Consider the following 19,755-nt stretch of genomic DNA (forward strand, 5'->3'; position numbering starts at 1 on the left):
GCGTGCGTTGACTCTGGGCTCTGGCCGGCATAGCGTCCGCCCGAATTCCCGTGGGGGTTTCAATTCATGTCCGGGTCAGACGAAGCGGAGCGGTTGAAGGCTCTGGAAGCCCGGATCGCGGCGGCCCGCAAGGCCGAGGCGCCGGAACACCACATGGGCGAGCATTATTCGCAAGCGCAAGTCGCGTGGCGGATGGTGATCGAGCTGGTCGCCGGTTTGGGGATCGGGTTCGGGATCGGTTACGGGCTGGACGTGCTTTTGGGCACCGGGCCGTGGCTGATGGTGATTTTCGTGGTCCTTGGCCTGATCGCCGGGATCAAGACGATGATACGCTCGGCCGAAGAGGTCCAGCGCAAGCAGGTTGACGCGGCCGGGACGGCTGCGGCGGAACGGGAAAAGGGGTAGCGACGTGGCAACCGAGAGCACCAACACCTCGGCTTCGGCAGGCGGCAAGGGCCGCGTGGTGGCTTATGTCCTGATCGCGGTGGCGGCCGTTCTGTTCGGGCTGGCCTATGCCGATGGCTACAGCGGCCTTGCGATCCACCCGATGGACCAGTTCGAGGTCAAACCGCTGTTCGGCGAGGGTCCGATCCACTGGTACACGCCCACCAATGCGACGCTGTGGATGGGGCTGGCGATTGCCGCCATCGCGGCGCTGATGGTCATGGGCACCAAGGGCCGCGCGGTCATCCCGTCGCGCAGCCAGTCGATGGCGGAACTGGTCTATGGGTTCGTGCGAAAGATGGTCGAGGATGTGGCGGGCAAGGATGCGCTGCCGTATTTCCCCTACATCTTCACGCTGTTCCTGTTCATCCTGTTCGCGAACTTCCTCGGGCTGATCCCGACGAGCTTCACCACGACCTCGCATATCGCGGTGACCGCGATTCTGGCGGCGTGCGTATTCCTGACCGTGACGGCTGTCGGTTTCATCAAGAACGGCGTCGGCTTCCTGAGCCTGTTCTGGGTGTCGTCGGCGCCGCTGGCGCTGCGGCCGATCTTGGCTGTGATCGAGCTGATTTCCTATTTCGTCCGCCCTGTCAGCCATTCCATCCGTCTGGCCGGCAACCTGATGGCCGGCCACGCGGTTCTCAAGGTTTTCGCGGGCTTTGCCGGTGCCATGGGGGTCGCGGGCATCGCGCCGATCGTGGGCGTCGTGGCAATCTACGGGCTAGAGGTGCTGGTGTCCGCCATCCAGGCCTATGTGTTCACCATCCTCACCTGCGTCTACCTGAAGGACGCATTGCACCCGCATCACTGAATGTGGTGGTGGGCAGGATTGCCCACCCTACGGATTTCTCGAACTTCCAACGTAAGGAGATACCATCATGGAAGGCGATATCGCACAAATGGGCCAGTTCATCGGCGCAGGCTTGGCCGCAATCGGCTCGGGCGCAGCTGCCATCGGTGTGGGCCATGTGGCTGGCAACTTCCTCGCCGGCGCGCTGCGCAACCCCTCGGCGGCGGCCGGTCAGACCGCCACGCTGTTCATCGGCATCGCATTCGCCGAAGCGCTGGGCATCTTCGCCTTCCTCGTCGCTCTGCTGCTGATGTTCGCCGTCTGAGCCAGGGCCTTCGAGAGACCATCCTTACGTCCGGGGCTCGCGTCGCTTGACGCGGGCCTCGGGGTAGACCCGGTTCCAGGAGGACGACAATGGCCGAAGACGCCGCCCACGCTGCCGCCGACGCCGCCCATTCCGCTGGGCCCGGCATGCCGCAGCTCGATTTCGCGACCTTCCCCAACCAGATCTTCTGGCTGGTGGTTACGCTGGTCGTCATCTATTTCATCCTGAGCCGCGTCGCGCTGCCCCGGATCGCCGCGGTTCTGGCCGAGCGGCAGGGGACGCTGACCAATGATCTGGCCGCGGCCGAGGATCTGAAGCGGAAGGCCGTCGAGGCCGAAGCCGCCTACAACAAGGCATTGGCCGATGCGCGCACCGAAGCGCAGAAGATCGCCGAGGAGACCCGCGCGGGCATCCAGGCCGATCTGAACGAGGCCATCGCCAAGGCGGATGCCGAGATCGCCGCCAAGGCTGCCGAAAGCGAAGCACGCATCGCCGAGATCCAGGCCGGTGCGGTGCAGAGCATCGAGGATGTGGCCAAGTCGATCGCGGGCGATATCGCCGCTGCGGTCGCACCGGGCGCATCCGTGGATGCCGATGCCATCGCGAGCGCCGTTTCGGCGCGTGTGAAAGGGTAAGCCATGATGAAGTCGCTTCTGACGCTGAGCCTTTTCCTTGTTCCCGGTGTGGCGCTTGCCGCCGAGGACAAGCCCCACGGGTTGTTCGCCCCCTCGCTTGGCAATACCGATTTCGTGGTCCTGATCGGCTTTCTGCTGTTCGTGGCCATCATCTTCTACTTCAACGTGCCCGCGATGCTGGGCGGTATGCTCGACAAGCGGGCCGAAGGCATCAAGGCCGATCTGGACGAGGCGCGCGCGCTGCGCGAAGAGGCCCAGAGCCTCCTGGCCTCCTACGAGCGCAAGAGCCGTGAAGTCGCCGATCTGGCTGAACGGATCGTGGCGCAGGCCAAGGCCGATGCGGAAGCCGCGGCAGCACAGGCGCGGGCCGATCTGGAGAAATCCATCGCGCGCCGTCTGGCCGCAGCCGAAGACCAGATCGCCAGTGCCGAGGACAAGGCCGTGCGGTCCGTCCGCAACCGCGCTGTCGAGGTTGCCATCGCCGCAGCAGCCGAAACGCTGGCGAAAAGCCTTGGCGCGTCGCAGGCCAATGGTTTCATCGACGATGCCATCGCACAGGTCGAGCGCCGCTTGCACTGAGCGCCGCGCAGAACAAGACAGGAAAAACCCCGGATCGCTGATCCGGGGTTTTTTGTTGGAGCGCGCCGCGTTTACGCGCCGCTCTCCAACCTTCTGATGTTGCATGTCCGGAGAGCGCAAAACCGGTTCCCACTTTTGCGCGACATGCTTTAGCCAAACCGGTCCTGCCATGTCGGCTTGGTGTCGCCCGGTGTGGCCGTGGCGGCATGGACGCCACGTGCGATGGCGCGGGCAAGGCAGAGCGCCGCCAGATGGCCGAGCATGAGCGGCACGCGCAACGGATCGGCCAAGGGGCGCGCGCCGGTGGCGGCGGCGAAGACGATGTCGCCATCCATGGGCGTGTGGCTGGGCCAGATCGCGCGGGCCATGCCGTCATGGGCGGCGATGGCCATGCGGGTCGCCTGTGCCTGTGTCAGGGCGGCATCGGTGGCGATGATGGCGATGGTGGTGTTGCGATCCTCGTGCCCCTTGACCGGGGGAATGGCCTGGGGGTCGAAGGCGGGGGCCATGCCAAGCCCGCCGAATTCGCCCGCCATCTCGAAAGGGGCGGCCCAGAAATGCGGGTTCTCGCCCATGGTCACGCGCCCCAGCGCGTTGACGGCGACGAGCGCGCCGACGGTATACCCCTCCCACATCGCGGAGGCGGAGCCGAGACCGCCCTTGAGATCCGCGATGAGCGCGCCGGTGCCCGCGCCTTCTGAGCCCATGGCAAAGGTATCGGCGGCATTGGCAAGCGCCTGGGCGCCGAGGCCTTTGTAGGGGTTTTCGGTCCAATCCTTGTCGCCGCCATTCAGGAGGTCGAAGAGGATCGCACCGGGGACGATGGGCACCGTCTGGGTGCCGACCGGAAAGCCGCGCCCCATTGCCCGCAGGGCATCGGCCACGCCCGAGGCTGCATCGAGGCCGAAGGCGGAGCCACCGGAGAGGACGAGGGCATCAGCCTCCTGCACCAGCTTGTCGGGGGCGAGGAGGTCGGTTTCCCGCGTGCCGGGCGCGCCGCCCATGACATGGACGGCGGCGGTGAAGGGGCGGTCGCCCACCAGCACGGTCGCGCCGGTCTTGATCCTGTCGTCGCGCGCATTGCCCACGCGCAGGCCCGGCACATCGGTGATCAGGTTTCGGGGGCCGGGACGGATCATGGCGCGGGCTGATCCGCGACCATGCGGGGCACATGCCCGCGCCATGTGCCCAGACAGGGCAGGGCGGGTGTATCGGGCAGGGGACAGTCGAGGTCCGGATAGGCGGCGGGCAAGATCAGGAGCAGCGTGTTCCACGCGGCCCCCGCCGCCGCGATTTCATCGGCCGTGTCGGGATCGAACCGGGCGCGCAGGCGCGTCGCGGGGCGGTCGCGGATGACCTCCACATGCTCGAGGTCCAGATCGGGGCCATGGTCGAGCAGATAGGCGTAAGCCGCAGGCTGGCCCGCGAACTGGCCCGCATGGACCACGATATCGCAGGGCAGATCGTGGCGGGTATAGCCCGTCATATGCAGCGGCCCCCATCGACCTCCATCGCGACCCCGGTGATCATGGAGGCGGCATCGGAACACAGAAACGCCGCCGCCTCGCCCATGTCATCGGGGGTGGAGAAGCGGCCAAGCGGGATGGTGGCCAGGAACTTGGCCCGCATTTCCGGCGTATCCTCGCCCATGAAGCTGCTCAGAAGCGGTGTTTCGCCCGCAACGGGGCAAAGCGCGTTGACGCGGACGCCTGCGGGGGCAAGCTCGACCGCCATGGTCTTGGTCGCGGTGATCATCCAGCCCTTGGAGGCATTGTACCAGTTGAGGCGCGGACGGGGCGACAGCCCGGCGGTGGAGGCGATGTTGAGGATCGCGCCGCGGCCTGCCGCCTTCATCCCCGGCACGATTTCGCGCGCGGTCAGGTAGACGGATTTGGCGTTCACGGCGAGCACGCGGTCGAATTCTTCCTCGGTCACATCCTCCATCGGTTTGGGCAGATGGGTGATGCCCGCATTGTTCACGAGGATGTCGATCTTGCCCCATGCGTCGTGGGCCGCCTTGGCCATGGCGGCGACGGAGGGGCCGTTTGCCACGTCGACCGTGCAGGCGATGCCGCCGATTTCATGGGCGATGGCCTCGGCCGCGGCGGTGTTGATGTCGGCGACCATGACCTGCGCCCCTTCGCGGGCGAAGATGCGCGCGATGCCTGCGCCAAAGCCCGAGCCGGCGCCGGTGACGATGGCGGTTTTTCCGATGAGTCTCATGATGTCTCCCTCAAGCGTTCGAGTGCCTGCCGCAGATCGTCGGGGATGGGCAGGGCGCGCCGCGCGCCAAGGTCGAAATGGACCGAGACGTTTTCGGCTGTAAACACGGTCGCGCCATCCGAGAGGCGCGTCATCACATGGGCGAAGCGGGCGGATTTGGTGCCGACATGCAGGACGCGGCTGTCCATGCTGAGCACATCGCCCGCCAGCATCTCGGCCCGGTAATCGCATTCGAGCCGGGCGGCGACAAAGGAGCGTTGGGTGCTCGCCATGGTCGCGCGGTCAAGGCCGGCGAGACCCTGAAGGATGAACATCGCATCCGAAACCGCATCGACATAGGCCGCCACGTTCATGTGGCCGAGGATGTCGCAATCGCGGGCGGCGACGGGGCGGCAGAGCGTCTGCATCGCCTCAGGCCCGGGCAAGGTCGATGGCGCGGGCGCGGCGCATCGGCCAGAAGGCGAGAAGCGCGCCCAGGCCACCCGCGACATAGCTGGCGTCATGCATGAAGCCCGCGCGCAGGAAATCGGCCCGGTCGATGCCTTGGGGAAGCGTCAGGACATCGTCGAGGATGCCTGTCGTCACGGCCGCGATGCCGCCGACAAGCCCCGCAAGGGCTGCAAAGGTGGCAAGGACAAGGACAAGGCCGATCGCCCCGATCCCTGCGGCAAGGTAGCTGCGGGCATTGGGCACGGTGAACAGGCCATAGAGAAAGGCGGGCAGCCCGACGAGCGCGCCCATCCACCAACTGGCCAGAACCCCGACCTGCGCCGCGCCCATGCGGGGGGCTGTGGTTTCGGGGATGCCGAATTGGGGGAATTTCACGCCCTCGAAATACTCCGGGCCGACCGAATAGCTGAGCTGGTTATGGAGCGCCCCGAAGATCGCCGCCGAAGCCGCGGCAAGGGCCATGAGCAGGAAGAAGGTGGGGAATTTGCCGAGCGGCATGGCGGCTCCGTCATCTGGTTGGGTGCAGCCTAGCGGCGGCTGCGGGGGGCGTAAATGGCTCAGCCGTGATGGGCGGCGACGGTCTTGAGGGTGGTGAAGGCGTAAAGCGCCTCGAACCCCTTTTCGCGGCCATGACCCGACAGGCCCGTGCCGCCGAAGGGCAGTTCCACGCCGCCCGCAGCGCCGTAATTGTTGAGAAAGACCTGACCCGCGCGCAGCCGTTTGGCGAGCCGCATCTGGCGGCCCCCGTCGCGCGACCAGATCGAGGCGACAAGGCCGTAAGCCGTGCCGTTGGCGATGCGGATCGCGTCCTCCTCATCCTCGAAGGGGAGGATGATCTGTACGGGGCCGAAGATTTCCTCTTGCGCCAAGGCGTGATCGGGGCCGGGGCCTGCGATGAGGGCGGGCGCGATGTAATGCCCCCCCTCGGGCAGGTCGGGGGCCAATTGCCCGCGCGCGAGGATATGGGCGGGGTCGGCCATGGACAGGTAGCGTTCGACGATGCCCTTCTGGCGGGCCGAGATCAGGGGGCCGGTCCGCAGATCGGCCATTGCGGGGCCGGTCGTCAGCGCGCGATAGGCCTCGGCCATGCGGTCGCAGATCTCGGCATAGCGGGATTTTTCCACGAGGATGCGGGAGGAGGCGGAACAGGTTTGCCCCGCGTTCTGGATGCCCGCATTCACGAGGAAGGGAAGGGCGGCGTCGAGATCGGCATCGGCAAAGACCAGTTGCGGGGATTTGCCGCCCAGCTCCAGCGTGACCGGCACCACGTTTTCGGCCGCCGCCGCCTGCACCCGGCGACCCGTGGCGACCGACCCGGTGAAGGAGATGTGGTGGATGCCCGGATGGGCGGTGAGCGCCGCGCCTGCCTCGAGCCCCAGCCCCGGCACGACGTTCAGCGCGCCGGGGGGCAGGCCCGCCTGATGGGCCAGATCGGCAAAGGCGAGCGCGGTCAGGCACGCCTCCTCGGCCGGTTTGAGGACGCAGGCATTGCCGGCGGCCAGCGCACCGCCGACCGAGCGCCCGATGATCTGCATCGGGTAGTTCCACGGCACGATATGGCCCGTCACCCCATGGGGTTCGCGGAGCGTGTAGACGGTGAAGCCGTTCTGGAAGGGGATGGTTTCGCCCATCAGCTTGTCGGCGGCGCCCGCGTAGAATTCGCAATAGCGGGCAAGGGCGATCACGTCGGCGCGGGCCTGGGTGAGGGGCTTGCCGACATCCGTCGCCTCCATCACCGCCAGTTGGTCGATATGGTCGAGCACCAGCTGGCCGAGCCGGGCCAGGATGCGGCCACGCTCGAAGGCCGGTGTCGCGCCCCATGTGCCTGCGAGCGCCGTTTCGGCGGCGGTGACGGCGGCGTCGATATCGGCTGCGCCGCCACGGGCGATGCGCGCAACCTCGGACCCGGTGGAGGGGTCGATGACGGGCAGGGTTTCACCACTGGAGCAGGGCTGCCACTGGCCGCCGATGAACACGCGGGAAGGGTCGAACCAAGGTTTCATGCGGAAAGCTCCGTCTGTGGGGGCAGCCGTGGTGCGGCGGCAAGCAATTGGCGGGTATAGGGATGCGTGGGGCTGTCGAAAACGGTGCCGGTCGGACCCTCTTCGACGATTTCTCCTGCCTGCATCACCAGCACCCGGTCGGTGATGGCCCGGACCACGGTCAGGTCATGGGAGATGAAGAGATAAGAGAGACCGAATTGCCCCTGCAACCCTGCCAGAAGATCGAGGATGCGGGCACGGACCGACACATCGAGCGCCGAAACGGCTTCGTCGAGGATCAGGATTTTCGGCCTTGTGATCAGGGCGCGGGCGATGGCGATGCGCTGGCGCTGACCGCCCGAGAATTCATGGGGGTATTTGTCCATGTCGTCGGGCGAGAGCTGGACGGCGCGCAGCGCTTCGGCGACGCGGGCGCGGCGGTCCGCGCCTTTGGGCGCGTCGGGCAGCAGGTGAAAGGGTTCGGCCACGATGCGGTCGACCCGCCAGCGGGGATTGAAGCTGCCGTAAGGGTCCTGGAACACGACCTGGACGCCTGCGCGCGTTCCGTCGGGCATACGGGGCAGGATCGACTGGCCGAAGATGCGGATATCGCCGCCCTGCACCGGGTCGAGCCCCAGAAGCGCACGGGTGAGGGTCGATTTCCCGCATCCCGATTCGCCCACAAGGCCGAGGCTTTCACCCCGGTGGAGGGTGAAGCTCACGTCGCGGACGGCGGTCACGGGCGGGCCGCGCCGGAACAGCTGTCGCGGGCCGGGATAGAGCCGGTGGAGGTGTTCGACCACCAGAAGCGGCTCGGGCGCGGGCTGCGGCTGGCGCTCGGGCGCATGGGAGGAGGCGGCAAAGAGGGCTGCGGTATAGGGATGGCGGCGTTCTGCCAGAACCTGCGCGGTCGGGCCCTGTTCGACGATCTCTCCGGCCTGCATCACGGCGATGCTGTCGGCCATGTCGGCCACCACGGCAAGATCATGGGTGATCAGGAGCAGCGACAGCCCATCCTCGGCCACGAGGGTCTTGAGCAGGTCGAGGATCTGGGCCTGTGTCGTGACATCGAGCGCGGTCGTGGGTTCATCTGCGATCAGGAGCTGTGGGTTCAGCGCGATGGCCGCCGCGATGCAGACGCGCTGGCGCTGGCCACCCGACAATTCATGCGGGTAACGGTCAAGGTCGATCCGCGACAGGCCCACCCGGTCGAGCCGGTCGCGGGCGATCCTGCGCGCCTCGGCCCCGGTGGCGCGGCCATGGATCACCAGCGTTTCGGCCACTTGCGCGCCGATGCTCTGCACCGGGTTCAGCGCGGTCATCGGCTCCTGAAAGATCATGCCGATCCGGTTGCCCCGGACCTGGCAAAGTGCTGCTTCGGGCAGGGTCAGGAGGTCTTGTCCGTCGAGCAGCGCTGCACCCGTGGTCTGCGCGCCTTGGGGCAAGAGGCCCATGAGCGCCAGGGCCGTCATGGATTTTCCCGAACCCGATTCGCCGACAAGGCCCATGATCTCGCCCGGCGCGATGCCGAGCGTGACATTGCGCAGGATCGGGGTGCCGTGGATGGACAGCGACAGGCGGTCGATCGCGATCATGGCGTGCCCCCGAATTTTCGTACGAAAATTCGGGGGCAGTGATTTTTCGTACGAAAAATCATGCCCGCCCCCGGCGCAGCCGCGGGTCGAGCGCATCGCGCAACCCGTCGCCCATCAGGTTCAGCCCCAGCACCATGCCGACGATGGCCAGCCCCGGCAGCACTGCCAGCATCGGGTTGGTGTAGATCATCGTCTGCGCCTCCGACAGCATCCGGCCCCAGCTGGGCGTGGGCGGCTGCGCGCCAAGCCCCACGTAGGACAGCGCCGCCTCGGCCAGGATCCCGAGCGAGAACTGGATCGTGGCCTGAACGATCAGGAGGTTCAGGATATTGGGCAAGATATGTTCGGCGCTGATGCGGATGCGCCCCTTGCCCGCCGTCTGGGCCGCGCGGATGAAATCGCGCGTCCAGATCGGCAGGGCCGCGCCACGCGCGACACGGGCAAAGACGGGGATGTTGAAGATGCCGATGGCAAGGATCGCATTGGTGGCCGACGGGCCGTACCGCGCCGTGATCAGGATGGCGATGACGAGCGAGGGAAAGGCAAAGATCAGGTCATTGCCGCGCATGATGATCTCGTCCAGCCAGCCGCCCCGGTTCGCGGCGGCGGCAAGCCCCAGTGGCACGCCAAGGCAGACCCCGATCCCCACGGCCAGAACCGCCACCGCGATGGAGGTCTGCGCCCCCACCATCAGCATCGACAGCATGTCGCGCCCCAGATGGTCCGTGCCCAAGAGATGCGCGCCCGAGGGCGGTTGCAGGCGGCTGGCGATGGCGACCCCGTCGATGGCATGGGGCACCCAGAACAGCGACACGAGCGCGGCCGACAGGAACAGGCCAGACAGGGCCGCGCCAAGGATCAGGGCAAGGGGCAACCTTGTCATTCGCCTATCCCCGACGCAGGCGCGGATCGACCAGCGCATAGGTCAGATCGACCAGAAAGGTCACGAGGATCACGGCAAAGACCAGAAGCATCGTGACCGATTCCACCACGATCAGGTCGCGCTGGGTGATGCCCTGAAAGATCAGCCGCCCCAGACCGGGGAGGAAGAAGACATTCTCGATGATGATCGCGCCCGCGATGAGAAAGGAGAATTGCAGCCCGATGATGGTCAGGACCGGGATCAGCGCATTCCGAAGCGCATGGCGGCGGATGGCCTGGCCGCGCGTGAGGCCCTTGGCGCGGGCGGTGCGGATGTAATCCTGATCCAGCGTATCAAGGAGCGCCGAGCGCATGACCCGCGCGAGGATCGAGGCTTGGGGCAGGGCAAGGGCGATGGCGGGCAGGGTCAGCGCCTTGATCGCGGCCAAAGGGTCAGACCAGCCCGGAAAGCCCCCCGCCGAGAACCAGCGCAGCGTGACGGCGAACAAGAGCACGAGCAGCATGGCGAACCAGAAATTCGGGATGGCGATGCCCAGTTGCGTGGCCCCCATGATTCCGTGATCGGCCCATGTGCCCCGGCGCGCGGCGGCGATCATGCCCACGGGAAAAGCGATGAGGGTCGAGAGGGTCAGCGCATAGATCGCAAGCGGCAGCGACACCCCGATACGGTCGACCACCAGATCGGCGACCGGCACGCGGTAGGTATAGGAAGTTCCGAAATCCCCCGTGACCATGCCCCCCACCCAGTCGAGATAGCGCGCGACCGGCGAACCGGTCAGGCCAAGCTCGGCACGCAGCGCAGCAAGGTTTTCGGGCGTCGCGTTCAGCCCCATCATGTAGGAGGCGGGATCGCCGGGAATGACCTCGATCAGGGCGAATATCACCACGCTCGCCACGATCAGGCTGAGGCCGAGGGACAGGGCACGGGTGAGAAGGTATCGAACCATGGGGGCACGCTACTGCGCGTCGATCCCTTGGGCCAGAGGGCAGTTGCAGGGTCCTCGTGCCGCATCGCAGCGAATTGACAGGGTCACAATATTCTCAATATACACGCCCTGACGAAATCTTATTGCCGAATTGACGACAGGAGCCTGCCCATGACCGCCCCGACGCGCGACAAACCCTGGCTCATCCGCACCTATGCGGGCCATTCCACGGCCAAGGCATCGAATGCGCTCTATCGCGGGAACCTGGCCAAGGGGCAGACGGGGCTTTCGGTGGCCTTCGATCTGCCGACGCAGACGGGCTATGACAGCGACCATGTGCTGGCGCGGGGCGAGGTCGGCAAGGTGGGCGTACCGATCTGCCATCTGGGGGATATGCGGACGCTGTTCGACCAGATCCCGCTGGAGCAGATGAATACCTCGATGACGATCAACGCGACGGCGCCGTGGCTTTTGGCGCTCTATATCGCGGTGGCCGAGGAACAGGGGGCCGATACGCGGCAATTGCAGGGCACGGTCCAAAACGACCTGATCAAGGAATACCTGAGCCGGGGCACCTATATCAGCCCGCCCAAACCCAGTTTGGCGATGATCGCGGATGTGGCGGAATACTGCTATACCAACGTGCCGAAATGGAACCCGATGAACGTGTGTTCCTATCACCTGCAAGAGGCGGGCGCGACACCGGAACAGGAACTGGCCTTTGCGCTTGCGACCGCCATTGCGGTGCTGGATGAATTGCGCCCGCGCGTTCCGGCCGAGGATTTCCCGGTTCTGGTGGGGCGTATCTCTTTCTTCGTGAATGCGGGCATCCGGTTCGTCACCGAGATGTGCAAGATGCGCGCTTTCGTCGATCTGTGGGATGAAATCTGCGAAGAGCGTTATGGCGTCACCGATCCGAAATACCGCCGGTTCCGCTATGGGGTTCAGGTCAATTCCCTGGGCCTGACCGAGCAGCAGCCGGAAAACAACGTCTATCGTATCCTGATCGAGATGTTGGCCGTGACCCTTTCCAAAAAGGCGCGGGCGCGTGCGGTTCAATTGCCCGCATGGAACGAGGCGCTGGGCCTGCCGCGTCCGTGGGATCAGCAATGGTCGATGCGGATGCAGCAGATCATGGCCTTTGAAACCGACCTTCTGGAATACCACGATCTCTTCGACGGCAATCCGGCAGTCGATGCCAAGGTGGCGGAATTGAAGCAGGGCGCCCGGGCCGAATTGGCCAATCTGGATGCCATGGGTGGGGCGATTGCCGCGATCGATTACATGAAGGCGCGATTGGTCGAAAGCAATGCGGAACGCGTGAACCGGATCGAGCGCGGCGAAACGGTGGTGGTCGGCGTCAATAAATATACGGCAAGCGAACCGTCGCCGCTGATGGGCGAGGATGGCGGGATCATGGTCGTCGATCCGGCCGTCGAGCAGGACCAGATCGCGCGCCTGCAGGCCTGGCGCGAGGCGCGCGACGCCGGTGCGGTGCGCGCCGCGCTGGCCGATCTGCGGGCCGCGGCGGAAGCGGGCAAGAATGTCATGCCTGCCTCGATCGCGGCGGCAAAGGCCGGTGTGACCACGGGCGAATGGGCGGGCGTCATGCGGGCCGTGCACGGCGAATATCGGGGCCCGACAGGCGTATCCAAGGCGATGTCGAACAAGACCGAAGGGCTGGAGGATATCCGCGCCGCCGTGGATGCGGTCAGCGACAGCCTGGGGCGGCGATTGAAATTCCTTGTCGGAAAGCCGGGGCTTGATGGCCATTCCAACGGGGCCGAACAGATTGCATTCCGCGCCCGCGATTGCGGAATGGAAATATCTTACGAGGGAATTCGCTTAACCCCCGAGGAAATCGTCGCTTCCGCCAAGGCCGAAGATGCGCATGTGATCGGCCTTTCGATCCTTTCGGGTAGCCATGTCCCTCTTATTGCGGAAGTCATGCAACGTCTGCGCGAGGCGGGAATGGATCACGTGCCTGTCATGGTGGGGGGTATCATTCCCGACGAGGATGCGGAAAAACTCAAATCCTTCGGCGTTGCCCGTGTCTATACGCCCAAGGATTTCGAATTGAACCGGATCATGATGGATATCGTGACCCTTGCCGATCCAGGGCAGATCGCAGCGGAATAGACTGAACGTCTGATTTCGGTTTTCGGGCTGAAAGTGTTTCGGTTGCTTATTCTCTTGCCTTTGAAATGACCCTCGTGCATTTCTAGGCCGCATACTTACGTGCAAAAGGGACCAAGGTAATGGCAAAAGCCATCGAAAACATGTCGCTCGACGAGTTGCAGGCGTATCAAAAAGAAGTGGAAGCCGCGATCAAAGGCTATGAGAAAAAGCGCAAGGCGGATGCTTTGGCGGCTGTTCGCGAAACCGCGCGGACCCATGGTTTCACCCTCGAGGAGCTGATCGGGGGCAAGGCAACCGGCAAAACCACCGCGAAAGGCGTGGCAAAATACGCCAATCCCGCCGATCCCTCGCAGACCTGGACCGGCCGTGGCCGCCAGCCCGCATGGGTGAAAGAGGCGCTGGCTGCGGGCAAATCGCTCGACACCATGGCCATCTGACAAAATGACCGTCCACATCGGGGCCGCGCCGGGGGATATCGCCGAAACGGTCCTGATGCCGGGCGATCCGCTCCGCGCGAAATGGGCGGCCGAGACATTCCTTGAAAACCCCGTTTGCGTGAACGAGGTGCGGGGGATGCTCGGCTTTACCGGGACATGGCGCGGGCATCGCGTGACGATCCACGGCTCGGGCATGGGAATGCCCAGCCTGTCGATCTACACCAATGAACTGATCCGCGATTACGGGGCCAGGACGTTGATCCGCATCGGGTCGGCGGGGGCCATGCAGGCCTCGGTCGCTTTGCGTGACATCGTTCTGGCGATGACGGCCTCTACCCTGTCGACCCCGTCGCGGGGGATGTTCCGCGAGCTGAATTTCGCGCCTTGTGCCGATTACGGGCTTTTGGCGGCGGCCCATGCGGCGGCGAAGGGCAAGGGAATACCCACCCATGTGGGCGGCATCTATTCCTCGGACGTGTTCTATGACGAGCGGCCCGATCTGAACGAGCAGATGACCCGGCACGGGGTTCTGGCGGTCGAGATGGAGGCGGCGGAACTGTACATCCTTGCAGCCCGTTACGGGGTCAGGGCGCTGGCGGTTCTGACGATTTCCGACCACCTGCTGACGCATGAGGCACTGCCGTCGTCGGACCGGCAATCGAGTTTCCGCGATATGGTCGAGATCGCGCTGGAAGCCGCCTTCGCCTGAAGGCGCCGAAAAACTCGAGTTTTTCGGCAGGGAAATCTCGAGATTTCCCATGCGGAAAACTGCAGTTTTCCGCCCCCCTCAGCCCCGCAGCATGCGCCGCAGGATGCGTTCGAGCTTGGCCGCGCCCAGGGGCGCCATGGCCTTGGTATGTTCGTGGCTGATCTGTTCGTCCGACAGGCCCGCCGCCTTGTTCGTGATGGTCGAGATCGCCGCCACCCTCAGGCCCAGGAACCGGGCAAGGATCACCTCGGGCACGGTCGACATGCCCACCGCATCCGCGCCCAGCGTCCGGATCGCGCGGATCTCGGCGGGCGTCTCGAAGGAGGGGCCGGAATACCACGCATAGACCCCTTCCATCAGGGGGATGCCCTCGGCCTCTGCCGCCACCCGGATCGCTGCACGCAGGGCGGGGTCATGCGCCTCGGTCATGGGCACGAAACGGGCATCGGTCTTTTCCCCGATCAGCGGGTTCAGGCCCGAGAAATTGATGTGATCGCTGAGCAGCATCAGGTCGCCGGGGTTCAGATCGGGGTGCATCGACCCTGCCGCATTGGTCAGGATCAGCCGCTCACCCCCCAGCGCCTTCAGCACCTCCAAGGGCAGGCGCATCGCATCGCCCCGGCCGCTTTCGTAGTAATGCGCCCGCCCGCCGAAGATGGCGACGCGGCACCCCTCCAGATCGCCGATGACGAGCTTGGGGTTGTGGCCCGACACGCCCGCATGGGGAAAGCCCGACAGATCTGCATAATCGATCGCCACGCCATCGACCTGATCGGCGATATGGCCAAGGCCCGAGCCCAGAACCATGCCATAGGCGGGCGGCTCCGCGCCTGCGCGGTCGCGGATGAAACCGGCCAGATCTTCAGCGTTCCTTGACATAGGGCTCCCCCCCCGCGCGCGGCGGAATGGCCTTGCCCACCAGCCCCGCCAGCACGATGACGACGAGGATATAGGGCAGGGCCTGCATGAACTGGACGGGCACGATGAACTCGCCCAACTGGATGTTCTGGTAGCGGTTGCCGACCGCATCGAAGAAGCCGAAGAGCAGGCAAGCCGACAGCGCATACCATGGCCGCCACTTGGCAAAGATGAGGGCGGCCAGCGCGATGAACCCACGGCCCGCGCTCATGTCCTTGACGAAGCCCGCGTTGAGCGCCGTGGCCAGATAGGCCCCCGCCAGACCGCACAGAACGCCCGCGATCAGAACGGCGGCAAAGCGCAAGCCCACGACCGAAACGCCTGCCGTATCGACAGCGGCGGGGTTCTCGCCCACGGCCCGCAGACGCAGGCCAAAGCGCGTGCGGTAGAGCACCCACCAGGTCAGCGGCACGATCAGAAGCGCCAGGTAGACGATGATCGAATGGCCCGAGATCAGCTCGGAATAGATCTGCCCCAAGGGACCCTGTTGCGCGATGTCGCGGATGCGGCTTGCGGCACCGGGCAGGACGATATTGTCGAACCGCGCCGCGCCCGACAGTTGCGGGGTGCGCCCGCCTTGCTGGAACCATGTCTGGGCGATGACCACGGTCAGCCCCGCGGCAAGGAAATTGATCGCCACGCCCGAAATGAGCTGGTTGCCACGAAAGGTGATCGAGGCCAGCCCGTGCAGTCCCGACAGCGCCATGGAGGCCGCGATCCCGGCCAAGAGGCCGATCCAGACCGAGCCCGAGGTAAAGGCGATGGCCGCCGAGAAAAAGGCGGCGGCAAGGATCTTGCCCTCGAGCCCGATGTCGAAGACGCCCGCGCGCTCGGAATACAGCCCCGCCAGACAGGCCAGAAGCAGCGGCGTGGCGAGCCGGAGGCTCGAGTCGAGGATCTGGAGGATGGTCAGGAAATCCATGTCGCTCACTCCGCCGGGCTGTTGTGGGCCTGCGCCTCGCGGCGGCGGCGCAGCGACAGGAAAAAGGCCTGCATCGGCATCCGCACCATGTTGTCGAGCGCGCCGGTGAACAGGATCACGAGGGCCTGGATGACAACGACCATCTCGCGGCTGATCGCGGGCATCTCGAACTGCAATTCGGCCCCACCCTGGTAGAGCGCGCCGAAGAGCAGCGCGGCCAGCACGACCCCGACCGGATGCGATCGGCCCATCAGCGCCACCGCGATGCCGACAAAGCCAGCGCCCTCGACGAAATCGAGGACCAGTCGCTCGGCCTCGCCCATCACGACATTGATGGCCATCATCCCGGCCAGCCCGCCCGAGATCAGCATGGTGATCATCGTGATCTTGACCGGGTTGATCCCGGCATAGACAGCGGCTGTTTCCGAATGTCCGAAGGACCGGATCTCATAGCCGAGCCGCGTCCGCCAGATCAGGAGCCAGACACCGACACAGGCGGCCAGCGCGATGAAGAAAGTGAAGTTGAGCGGCGCAGAGCCGCCGAAGCCAAGGAAACCCGCGAAATCGGCTGCGGCGGGCAGATGCGTCTCGGCGGCAAACCGGGCGCTTTCGGGGGCCATCGAGCCTTCGACGCGGAAGACATTCACGAGGAGATAGACCAGAAGCGCCGAGGCGATGTAATTGAACATGATCGTGGTGATCACGATATGGCTGCCGCGCTTGGCCTGCAGATAGGCGGGCACAGCCGCCCAAGCCGCGCCAAAGGCCGCCGAAAAGATCACGGCAGCAATGAGCGCGATGGTCCAATGCGGCCAGGCGACATTGAGCAAGATGATCGCAACGCCAAGCCCCCCGATGGCCGCCTGCCCCTCGCCCCCGATATTGAAGAGCCGCGCGTGAAAGGCCACGGCCACGGCCAGCCCGGTGAAGATGAAATTGGTCGCGTAATAGAGCGTGTAGCCCCAGCCATAGGCGGAGCCGAACGCGCCCCGCACCATGACCTGCATCGCCTGCCACGGGCTTTCGCCGATGATCGCCACCACCAGCCCCGACACGACAAGGGCCAGCAGCACGCTGATCAGCGGGATCAGGATGACATCGGCCCATTTCGGCATCTTGTCCATCTCAGGCGGCCCCCTCGGTTTCGGTCACCCCGGCCATAAGAAGGCCAAGCTCGTTCTGGTCGGTCTGATCGGGCAGGCGTTCGCCCATGATATGGCCATCGAACATCACGGCGATCCGGTCCGACAGGCCCATGATCTCGTCCAGTTCCACGGACACGAGCAAGATCGCCTTGCCCTGATCGCGGAGCGCGATGATCTGCTTGTGGATGAATTCGATCGCCCCGATATCGACGCCCCGCGTCGGCTGGCCGATCAAGAGCAACTCGGGCGCGCGGTCCATCTCGCGGGCCACCACGATCTTTTGCTGGTTGCCGCCCGAGAAATTGCGCGCAGGCAGGCGCGGGTTCGGCGGGCGCACGTCGTAACGGGCCATCTTGTCCACGCAATCGGCCTTCATCGCGGCATGGTCCATCAGGGGGCCGGAATTGAACCGGGCATCCTTGTGATAGCCGAAGGCCACGTTTTCCCAGGCCTCGAAGGGCATGATCAACCCTTCGGTCTGGCGGTCCTCGGGCACGTGGCCGATGCCGCGCGCGCGCCGCGTCTGGCCGTTCGCCTCTTTGCCCATGATGTCTATGGGAGCACCGAACAGCGTCACGCGCCCGCCGGACGCCGCGATCATGCCGCCCAGAACCTCGAGCAACTCGGTCTGTCCGTTGCCCGCAACCCCCGCAATGCCAAGGATTTCACCCCGCCGGATCTGGAAGGAGATGCCTTTCACCCGCTCCACGCCGCCCTGCGTGACCCGCAGGTCTTCGACGGACAGGACAACGTCACCGGGCGTTGCGGGTGTCTTGTCGACCTGCAACAGGACCTTGCGGCCCACCATCATCTCGGCCAGTTCGGCGGGCGAGGTATCGGCGGTTCTGACCGTATTCGTCATCTCGCCCCGGCGCATCACGCTGACGGTATCGGTGATCTCCATGATCTCGCGCAGCTTGTGGGTGATCAGGATGATCGTCTTCCCCTCGGCCTTGAGCCGTTCGAGGATGCGGAACAATTGATCGGCCTCGGCGGGCGTCAGAACGCCAGTCGGTTCGTCGAGGATCAGGATATCGGCGTGGCGGTAGAGCTGCTTGAGGATCTCGACCCGCTGCTGGTGACCGACCGACAGATCCTCGATGATCGCGTCGGGATCGACCTTGAGGCCGTATTCCTCGGACAATTCCGTCAAAAGCCTGCGCGCCTTGGCGATAGAGGGGCGCAGCAACGCTCCATCCTCGGCCCCGAGGATCACGTTCTCGACGACGGTGAAATTCTCGACCAGTTTGAAATGCTGGTGAACCATCCCGATGCCCGCACGGATCGCGGCCTGGCTGTCGGGGATGGGGGTGAGCTTGCCGTTGATCCAGATCTCGCCTCGGTCGGCCTTGTAGAAGCCATAGAGGATCGACATCAGCGTGGATTTGCCCGCGCCGTTTTCACCCACGATGCCGTGGATCGTGCCGCGCGCGACGGACATGGAAATGTCCTTGTTCGCCTGCACTGGGCCAAAGGCCTTGGAAATGCCTCTCAGCTCGATGGCGGGTGCGGATGTGGTCATGGCAACCTCGGCTTTGGGTCCGATGCGGAACGGGCCGCGGCGACTTGCGCACCGCGGCCCGCGCCGGTGTCACGATCTCAGGGGATCACTGCATCTGCACGGGGCAGCTGCCATCCTCGGTGAAATTGTGGACCATGATCTCGCCCGCGATGATCTGCGCGCGGGCCGCATCGACGGCGGCCTGCATCTCGGCGGTGATGAGCTCGGCGTTGAATTCGTCGAGCGCATAGCCCACGCCTTCCTCGGCAAGGCCGAAGACATGGATGCCGGTTTCCACTTCGGGGCCGGTGGTGAAGGCGTCATAGACGGCCACGTCCACGCGCTTGAGCATCGAGGTCAGGACCGAACCGGGGTGCAGGTAGTTCTGGTTGCTGTCCACACCGATCGAGAAGATGCCTTCATCAGCCGCCACCTGCAGAACGCCCAGACCCGTGCCGCCCGCCGCGGCATAGACCACGTCGGAGCCTTGCGCGATCTGGCCACGGGTCAGTTCGCCGCCCCGCACCGGGTCGTTCCAGGCTGCGGGCGTGGTGCCCGTCATGTTGGCGATGACGGTGACATCGGGGTTCACGGCTGCCGCGCCCTGCGCATAGCCACAGGCAAAGCGCGAGATCAGCGGGATATCCATGCCGCCGACAAAGCTGACCGTCCCTGTTTCGGACGCCATCGCCGCCAGCATGCCCACAAGGTAGGAGCCTTCATGCTCCGAGAAGATGACCGAGCGCACGTTCGGGGCATCGACCACGCCGTCGATGATGACAAAGGTGGTGTCCGGGTAATCGGGGGCCACGACCGACAGCGGCGTCGCCTGGCTGAAGCCCGCCATCACGATCGGGTTCGCACCCGATTCCGCAAGGCGGCGCATCGCCTGCTCGCGCTGGGCATCGGATTGAAGCTCGATCTCGCGATAGGTGCCGCCCGTCTCCGACGCCCAAAGCTCGGCCCCGTTGAAGGCGGCTTCGTTGAAGGAGCGGTCGAACTTGCCGCCGAGGTCGAAAATGATCGCCGGTTCGGCCAGCGCGCCCGTGGCGGTCAAGGCCAGCGTGGCGGCGGCGCCCATCAGCGTCTTCATCATGGTCATCTGCAAATCTCCCGGTTGGATCGGGCCGCGGCGCATTCCTTGGCTGCG

Annotated in this window: 22 protein-coding genes; 8 read left to right on the forward strand and 14 right to left on the reverse strand. The window is 65.3% G+C overall.

The features are described from left to right. The first annotated feature begins 66 nt into the window (after window positions 1-66). The 5 genes from AABA51_RS02265 to AABA51_RS02285 all read left to right on the forward strand — a co-directional run bounded on the left by AABA51_RS02265 (window position 67) and on the right by AABA51_RS02285 (window position 2,776). Window positions 67-405: an AtpZ/AtpI family protein gene (locus AABA51_RS02265; RefSeq protein ID WP_338274006.1), complete on the forward strand. Its 339-nt coding sequence runs from the start codon at window positions 67-69 to the stop codon at window positions 403-405. A gap of 100 nt (window positions 406-505) precedes the next feature. Continuing rightward, window positions 506-1,258: a F0F1 ATP synthase subunit A gene (locus AABA51_RS02270; protein ID WP_338276389.1), complete on the forward strand. Its 753-nt coding sequence runs from the start codon at window positions 506-508 to the stop codon at window positions 1,256-1,258. A gap of 67 nt (window positions 1,259-1,325) precedes the next feature. After that, window positions 1,326-1,562, forward strand: coding sequence for a F0F1 ATP synthase subunit C (locus AABA51_RS02275; protein WP_011453893.1), 237 nt, complete (start codon window positions 1,326-1,328; stop codon window positions 1,560-1,562). Between the two features lie 89 nt (window positions 1,563-1,651). Further along, window positions 1,652-2,197, forward strand: coding sequence for a F0F1 ATP synthase subunit B' (locus tag AABA51_RS02280; RefSeq protein ID WP_338274012.1), 546 nt, complete (start codon window positions 1,652-1,654; stop codon window positions 2,195-2,197). Between the two features lie 6 nt (window positions 2,198-2,203). Continuing rightward, complete coding sequence (locus AABA51_RS02285) at window positions 2,204-2,776, forward strand: F0F1 ATP synthase subunit B (RefSeq protein ID WP_338276391.1); 573 nt, start codon at window positions 2,204-2,206, stop codon at window positions 2,774-2,776. Between the two features lie 149 nt (window positions 2,777-2,925). Here AABA51_RS02285 and AABA51_RS02290 read toward each other — a convergent pair whose 3' ends face one another. Genes AABA51_RS02290 through AABA51_RS02330 form a run of 9 tightly spaced genes read right to left on the reverse strand, consistent with a single transcriptional unit; the run spans window position 2,926 to window position 10,855 of the window. Continuing rightward, window positions 2,926-3,915 (reverse strand): P1 family peptidase, encoded by a 990-nt coding sequence (locus AABA51_RS02290; protein ID WP_425328830.1) that lies wholly within the window; start codon window positions 3,913-3,915, stop codon window positions 2,926-2,928. Next, window positions 3,912-4,262, reverse strand: a complete 351-nt coding sequence (locus AABA51_RS02295) for a hypothetical protein (RefSeq protein WP_338274015.1) — start codon at window positions 4,260-4,262, stop codon at window positions 3,912-3,914. The genes AABA51_RS02290 and AABA51_RS02295 overlap by 4 nt, the downstream gene beginning before the upstream one ends. Next, a complete protein-coding gene (locus AABA51_RS02300) occupies window positions 4,259-4,999 on the reverse strand; it encodes a glucose 1-dehydrogenase (protein WP_338274016.1) in 741 nt (246 codons plus the stop codon). Before AABA51_RS02300 ends, AABA51_RS02295 begins: the two co-directional genes overlap by 4 nt. Then, on the reverse strand, window positions 4,996-5,406 hold the full coding sequence (locus AABA51_RS02305; protein ID WP_338274018.1) for an acyl-CoA thioesterase: 411 nt from the start codon (window positions 5,404-5,406) through the stop codon (window positions 4,996-4,998). Before AABA51_RS02305 ends, AABA51_RS02300 begins: the two co-directional genes overlap by 4 nt. A 4-nt stretch (window positions 5,407-5,410) precedes the next feature. Then, window positions 5,411-5,947 (reverse strand): hypothetical protein, encoded by a 537-nt coding sequence (locus tag AABA51_RS02310; protein WP_338274020.1) that lies wholly within the window; start codon window positions 5,945-5,947, stop codon window positions 5,411-5,413. A gap of 59 nt (window positions 5,948-6,006) precedes the next feature. After that, a complete protein-coding gene (locus AABA51_RS02315) occupies window positions 6,007-7,452 on the reverse strand; it encodes an aldehyde dehydrogenase family protein (protein WP_338274022.1) in 1,446 nt (481 codons plus the stop codon). Then, the gene (locus AABA51_RS02320) at window positions 7,449-9,026 is read right to left on the reverse strand and encodes an ABC transporter ATP-binding protein (RefSeq protein WP_338274024.1); all 1,578 of its coding nucleotides are present in this window, start codon (window positions 9,024-9,026) and stop codon (window positions 7,449-7,451) included. Before AABA51_RS02320 ends, AABA51_RS02315 begins: the two co-directional genes overlap by 4 nt. A gap of 58 nt (window positions 9,027-9,084) precedes the next feature. Then, entirely contained in the window at window positions 9,085-9,909 is an 825-nt protein-coding gene (locus AABA51_RS02325) for an ABC transporter permease (RefSeq protein WP_425328831.1), read from the reverse strand. A gap of 4 nt (window positions 9,910-9,913) precedes the next feature. Further along, window positions 9,914-10,855: an ABC transporter permease gene (locus AABA51_RS02330; RefSeq protein WP_338274026.1), complete on the reverse strand. Its 942-nt coding sequence runs from the start codon at window positions 10,853-10,855 to the stop codon at window positions 9,914-9,916. Between the two features lie 150 nt (window positions 10,856-11,005). Here AABA51_RS02330 and AABA51_RS02335 point away from each other — a divergent pair, with 150 nt between their 5' ends. From AABA51_RS02335 to deoD, 3 genes are all read left to right on the forward strand, one after another. Then, on the forward strand, window positions 11,006-12,973 hold the full coding sequence (locus AABA51_RS02335) for a protein meaA (protein ID WP_338274029.1): 1,968 nt from the start codon (window positions 11,006-11,008) through the stop codon (window positions 12,971-12,973). A 140-nt stretch (window positions 12,974-13,113) separates the two neighbouring features. After that, complete coding sequence (locus tag AABA51_RS02340) at window positions 13,114-13,410, forward strand: H-NS histone family protein (RefSeq protein WP_338274030.1); 297 nt, start codon at window positions 13,114-13,116, stop codon at window positions 13,408-13,410. A gap of 4 nt (window positions 13,411-13,414) precedes the next feature. Further along, window positions 13,415-14,119 (forward strand): purine-nucleoside phosphorylase, encoded by a 705-nt coding sequence (gene deoD / locus AABA51_RS02345; RefSeq protein WP_338274032.1) that lies wholly within the window; start codon window positions 13,415-13,417, stop codon window positions 14,117-14,119. Between the two features lie 78 nt (window positions 14,120-14,197). Here deoD and AABA51_RS02350 read toward each other — a convergent pair whose 3' ends face one another. From AABA51_RS02350 to AABA51_RS02370, 5 genes are all read right to left on the reverse strand, one after another. Then, window positions 14,198-14,998: a purine-nucleoside phosphorylase gene (locus tag AABA51_RS02350; RefSeq protein WP_338274034.1), complete on the reverse strand. Its 801-nt coding sequence runs from the start codon at window positions 14,996-14,998 to the stop codon at window positions 14,198-14,200. After that, window positions 14,982-15,959, reverse strand: a complete 978-nt coding sequence (locus AABA51_RS02355) for an ABC transporter permease (protein WP_338274036.1) — start codon at window positions 15,957-15,959, stop codon at window positions 14,982-14,984. The genes AABA51_RS02350 and AABA51_RS02355 overlap by 17 nt, the downstream gene beginning before the upstream one ends. Before the next feature lie 5 nt (window positions 15,960-15,964). Continuing rightward, window positions 15,965-17,083, reverse strand: coding sequence for an ABC transporter permease (locus tag AABA51_RS02360; RefSeq protein WP_338274038.1), 1,119 nt, complete (start codon window positions 17,081-17,083; stop codon window positions 15,965-15,967). 1 nt (window position 17,084) lies between these two features. Beyond that, on the reverse strand, window positions 17,085-18,626 hold the full coding sequence (locus AABA51_RS02365) for an ABC transporter ATP-binding protein (protein ID WP_338274040.1): 1,542 nt from the start codon (window positions 18,624-18,626) through the stop codon (window positions 17,085-17,087). A gap of 85 nt (window positions 18,627-18,711) precedes the next feature. Continuing rightward, on the reverse strand, window positions 18,712-19,707 hold the full coding sequence (locus tag AABA51_RS02370; RefSeq protein ID WP_338274042.1) for a BMP family lipoprotein: 996 nt from the start codon (window positions 19,705-19,707) through the stop codon (window positions 18,712-18,714). Between the last annotated feature and the right edge of the window lie 48 nt (window positions 19,708-19,755).

Origin of the sequence: Roseicyclus marinus, from assembly GCF_036322625.1 — a bacterium.
GTDB lineage: Bacteria > Pseudomonadota > Alphaproteobacteria > Rhodobacterales > Rhodobacteraceae > Roseicyclus > Roseicyclus marinus_A.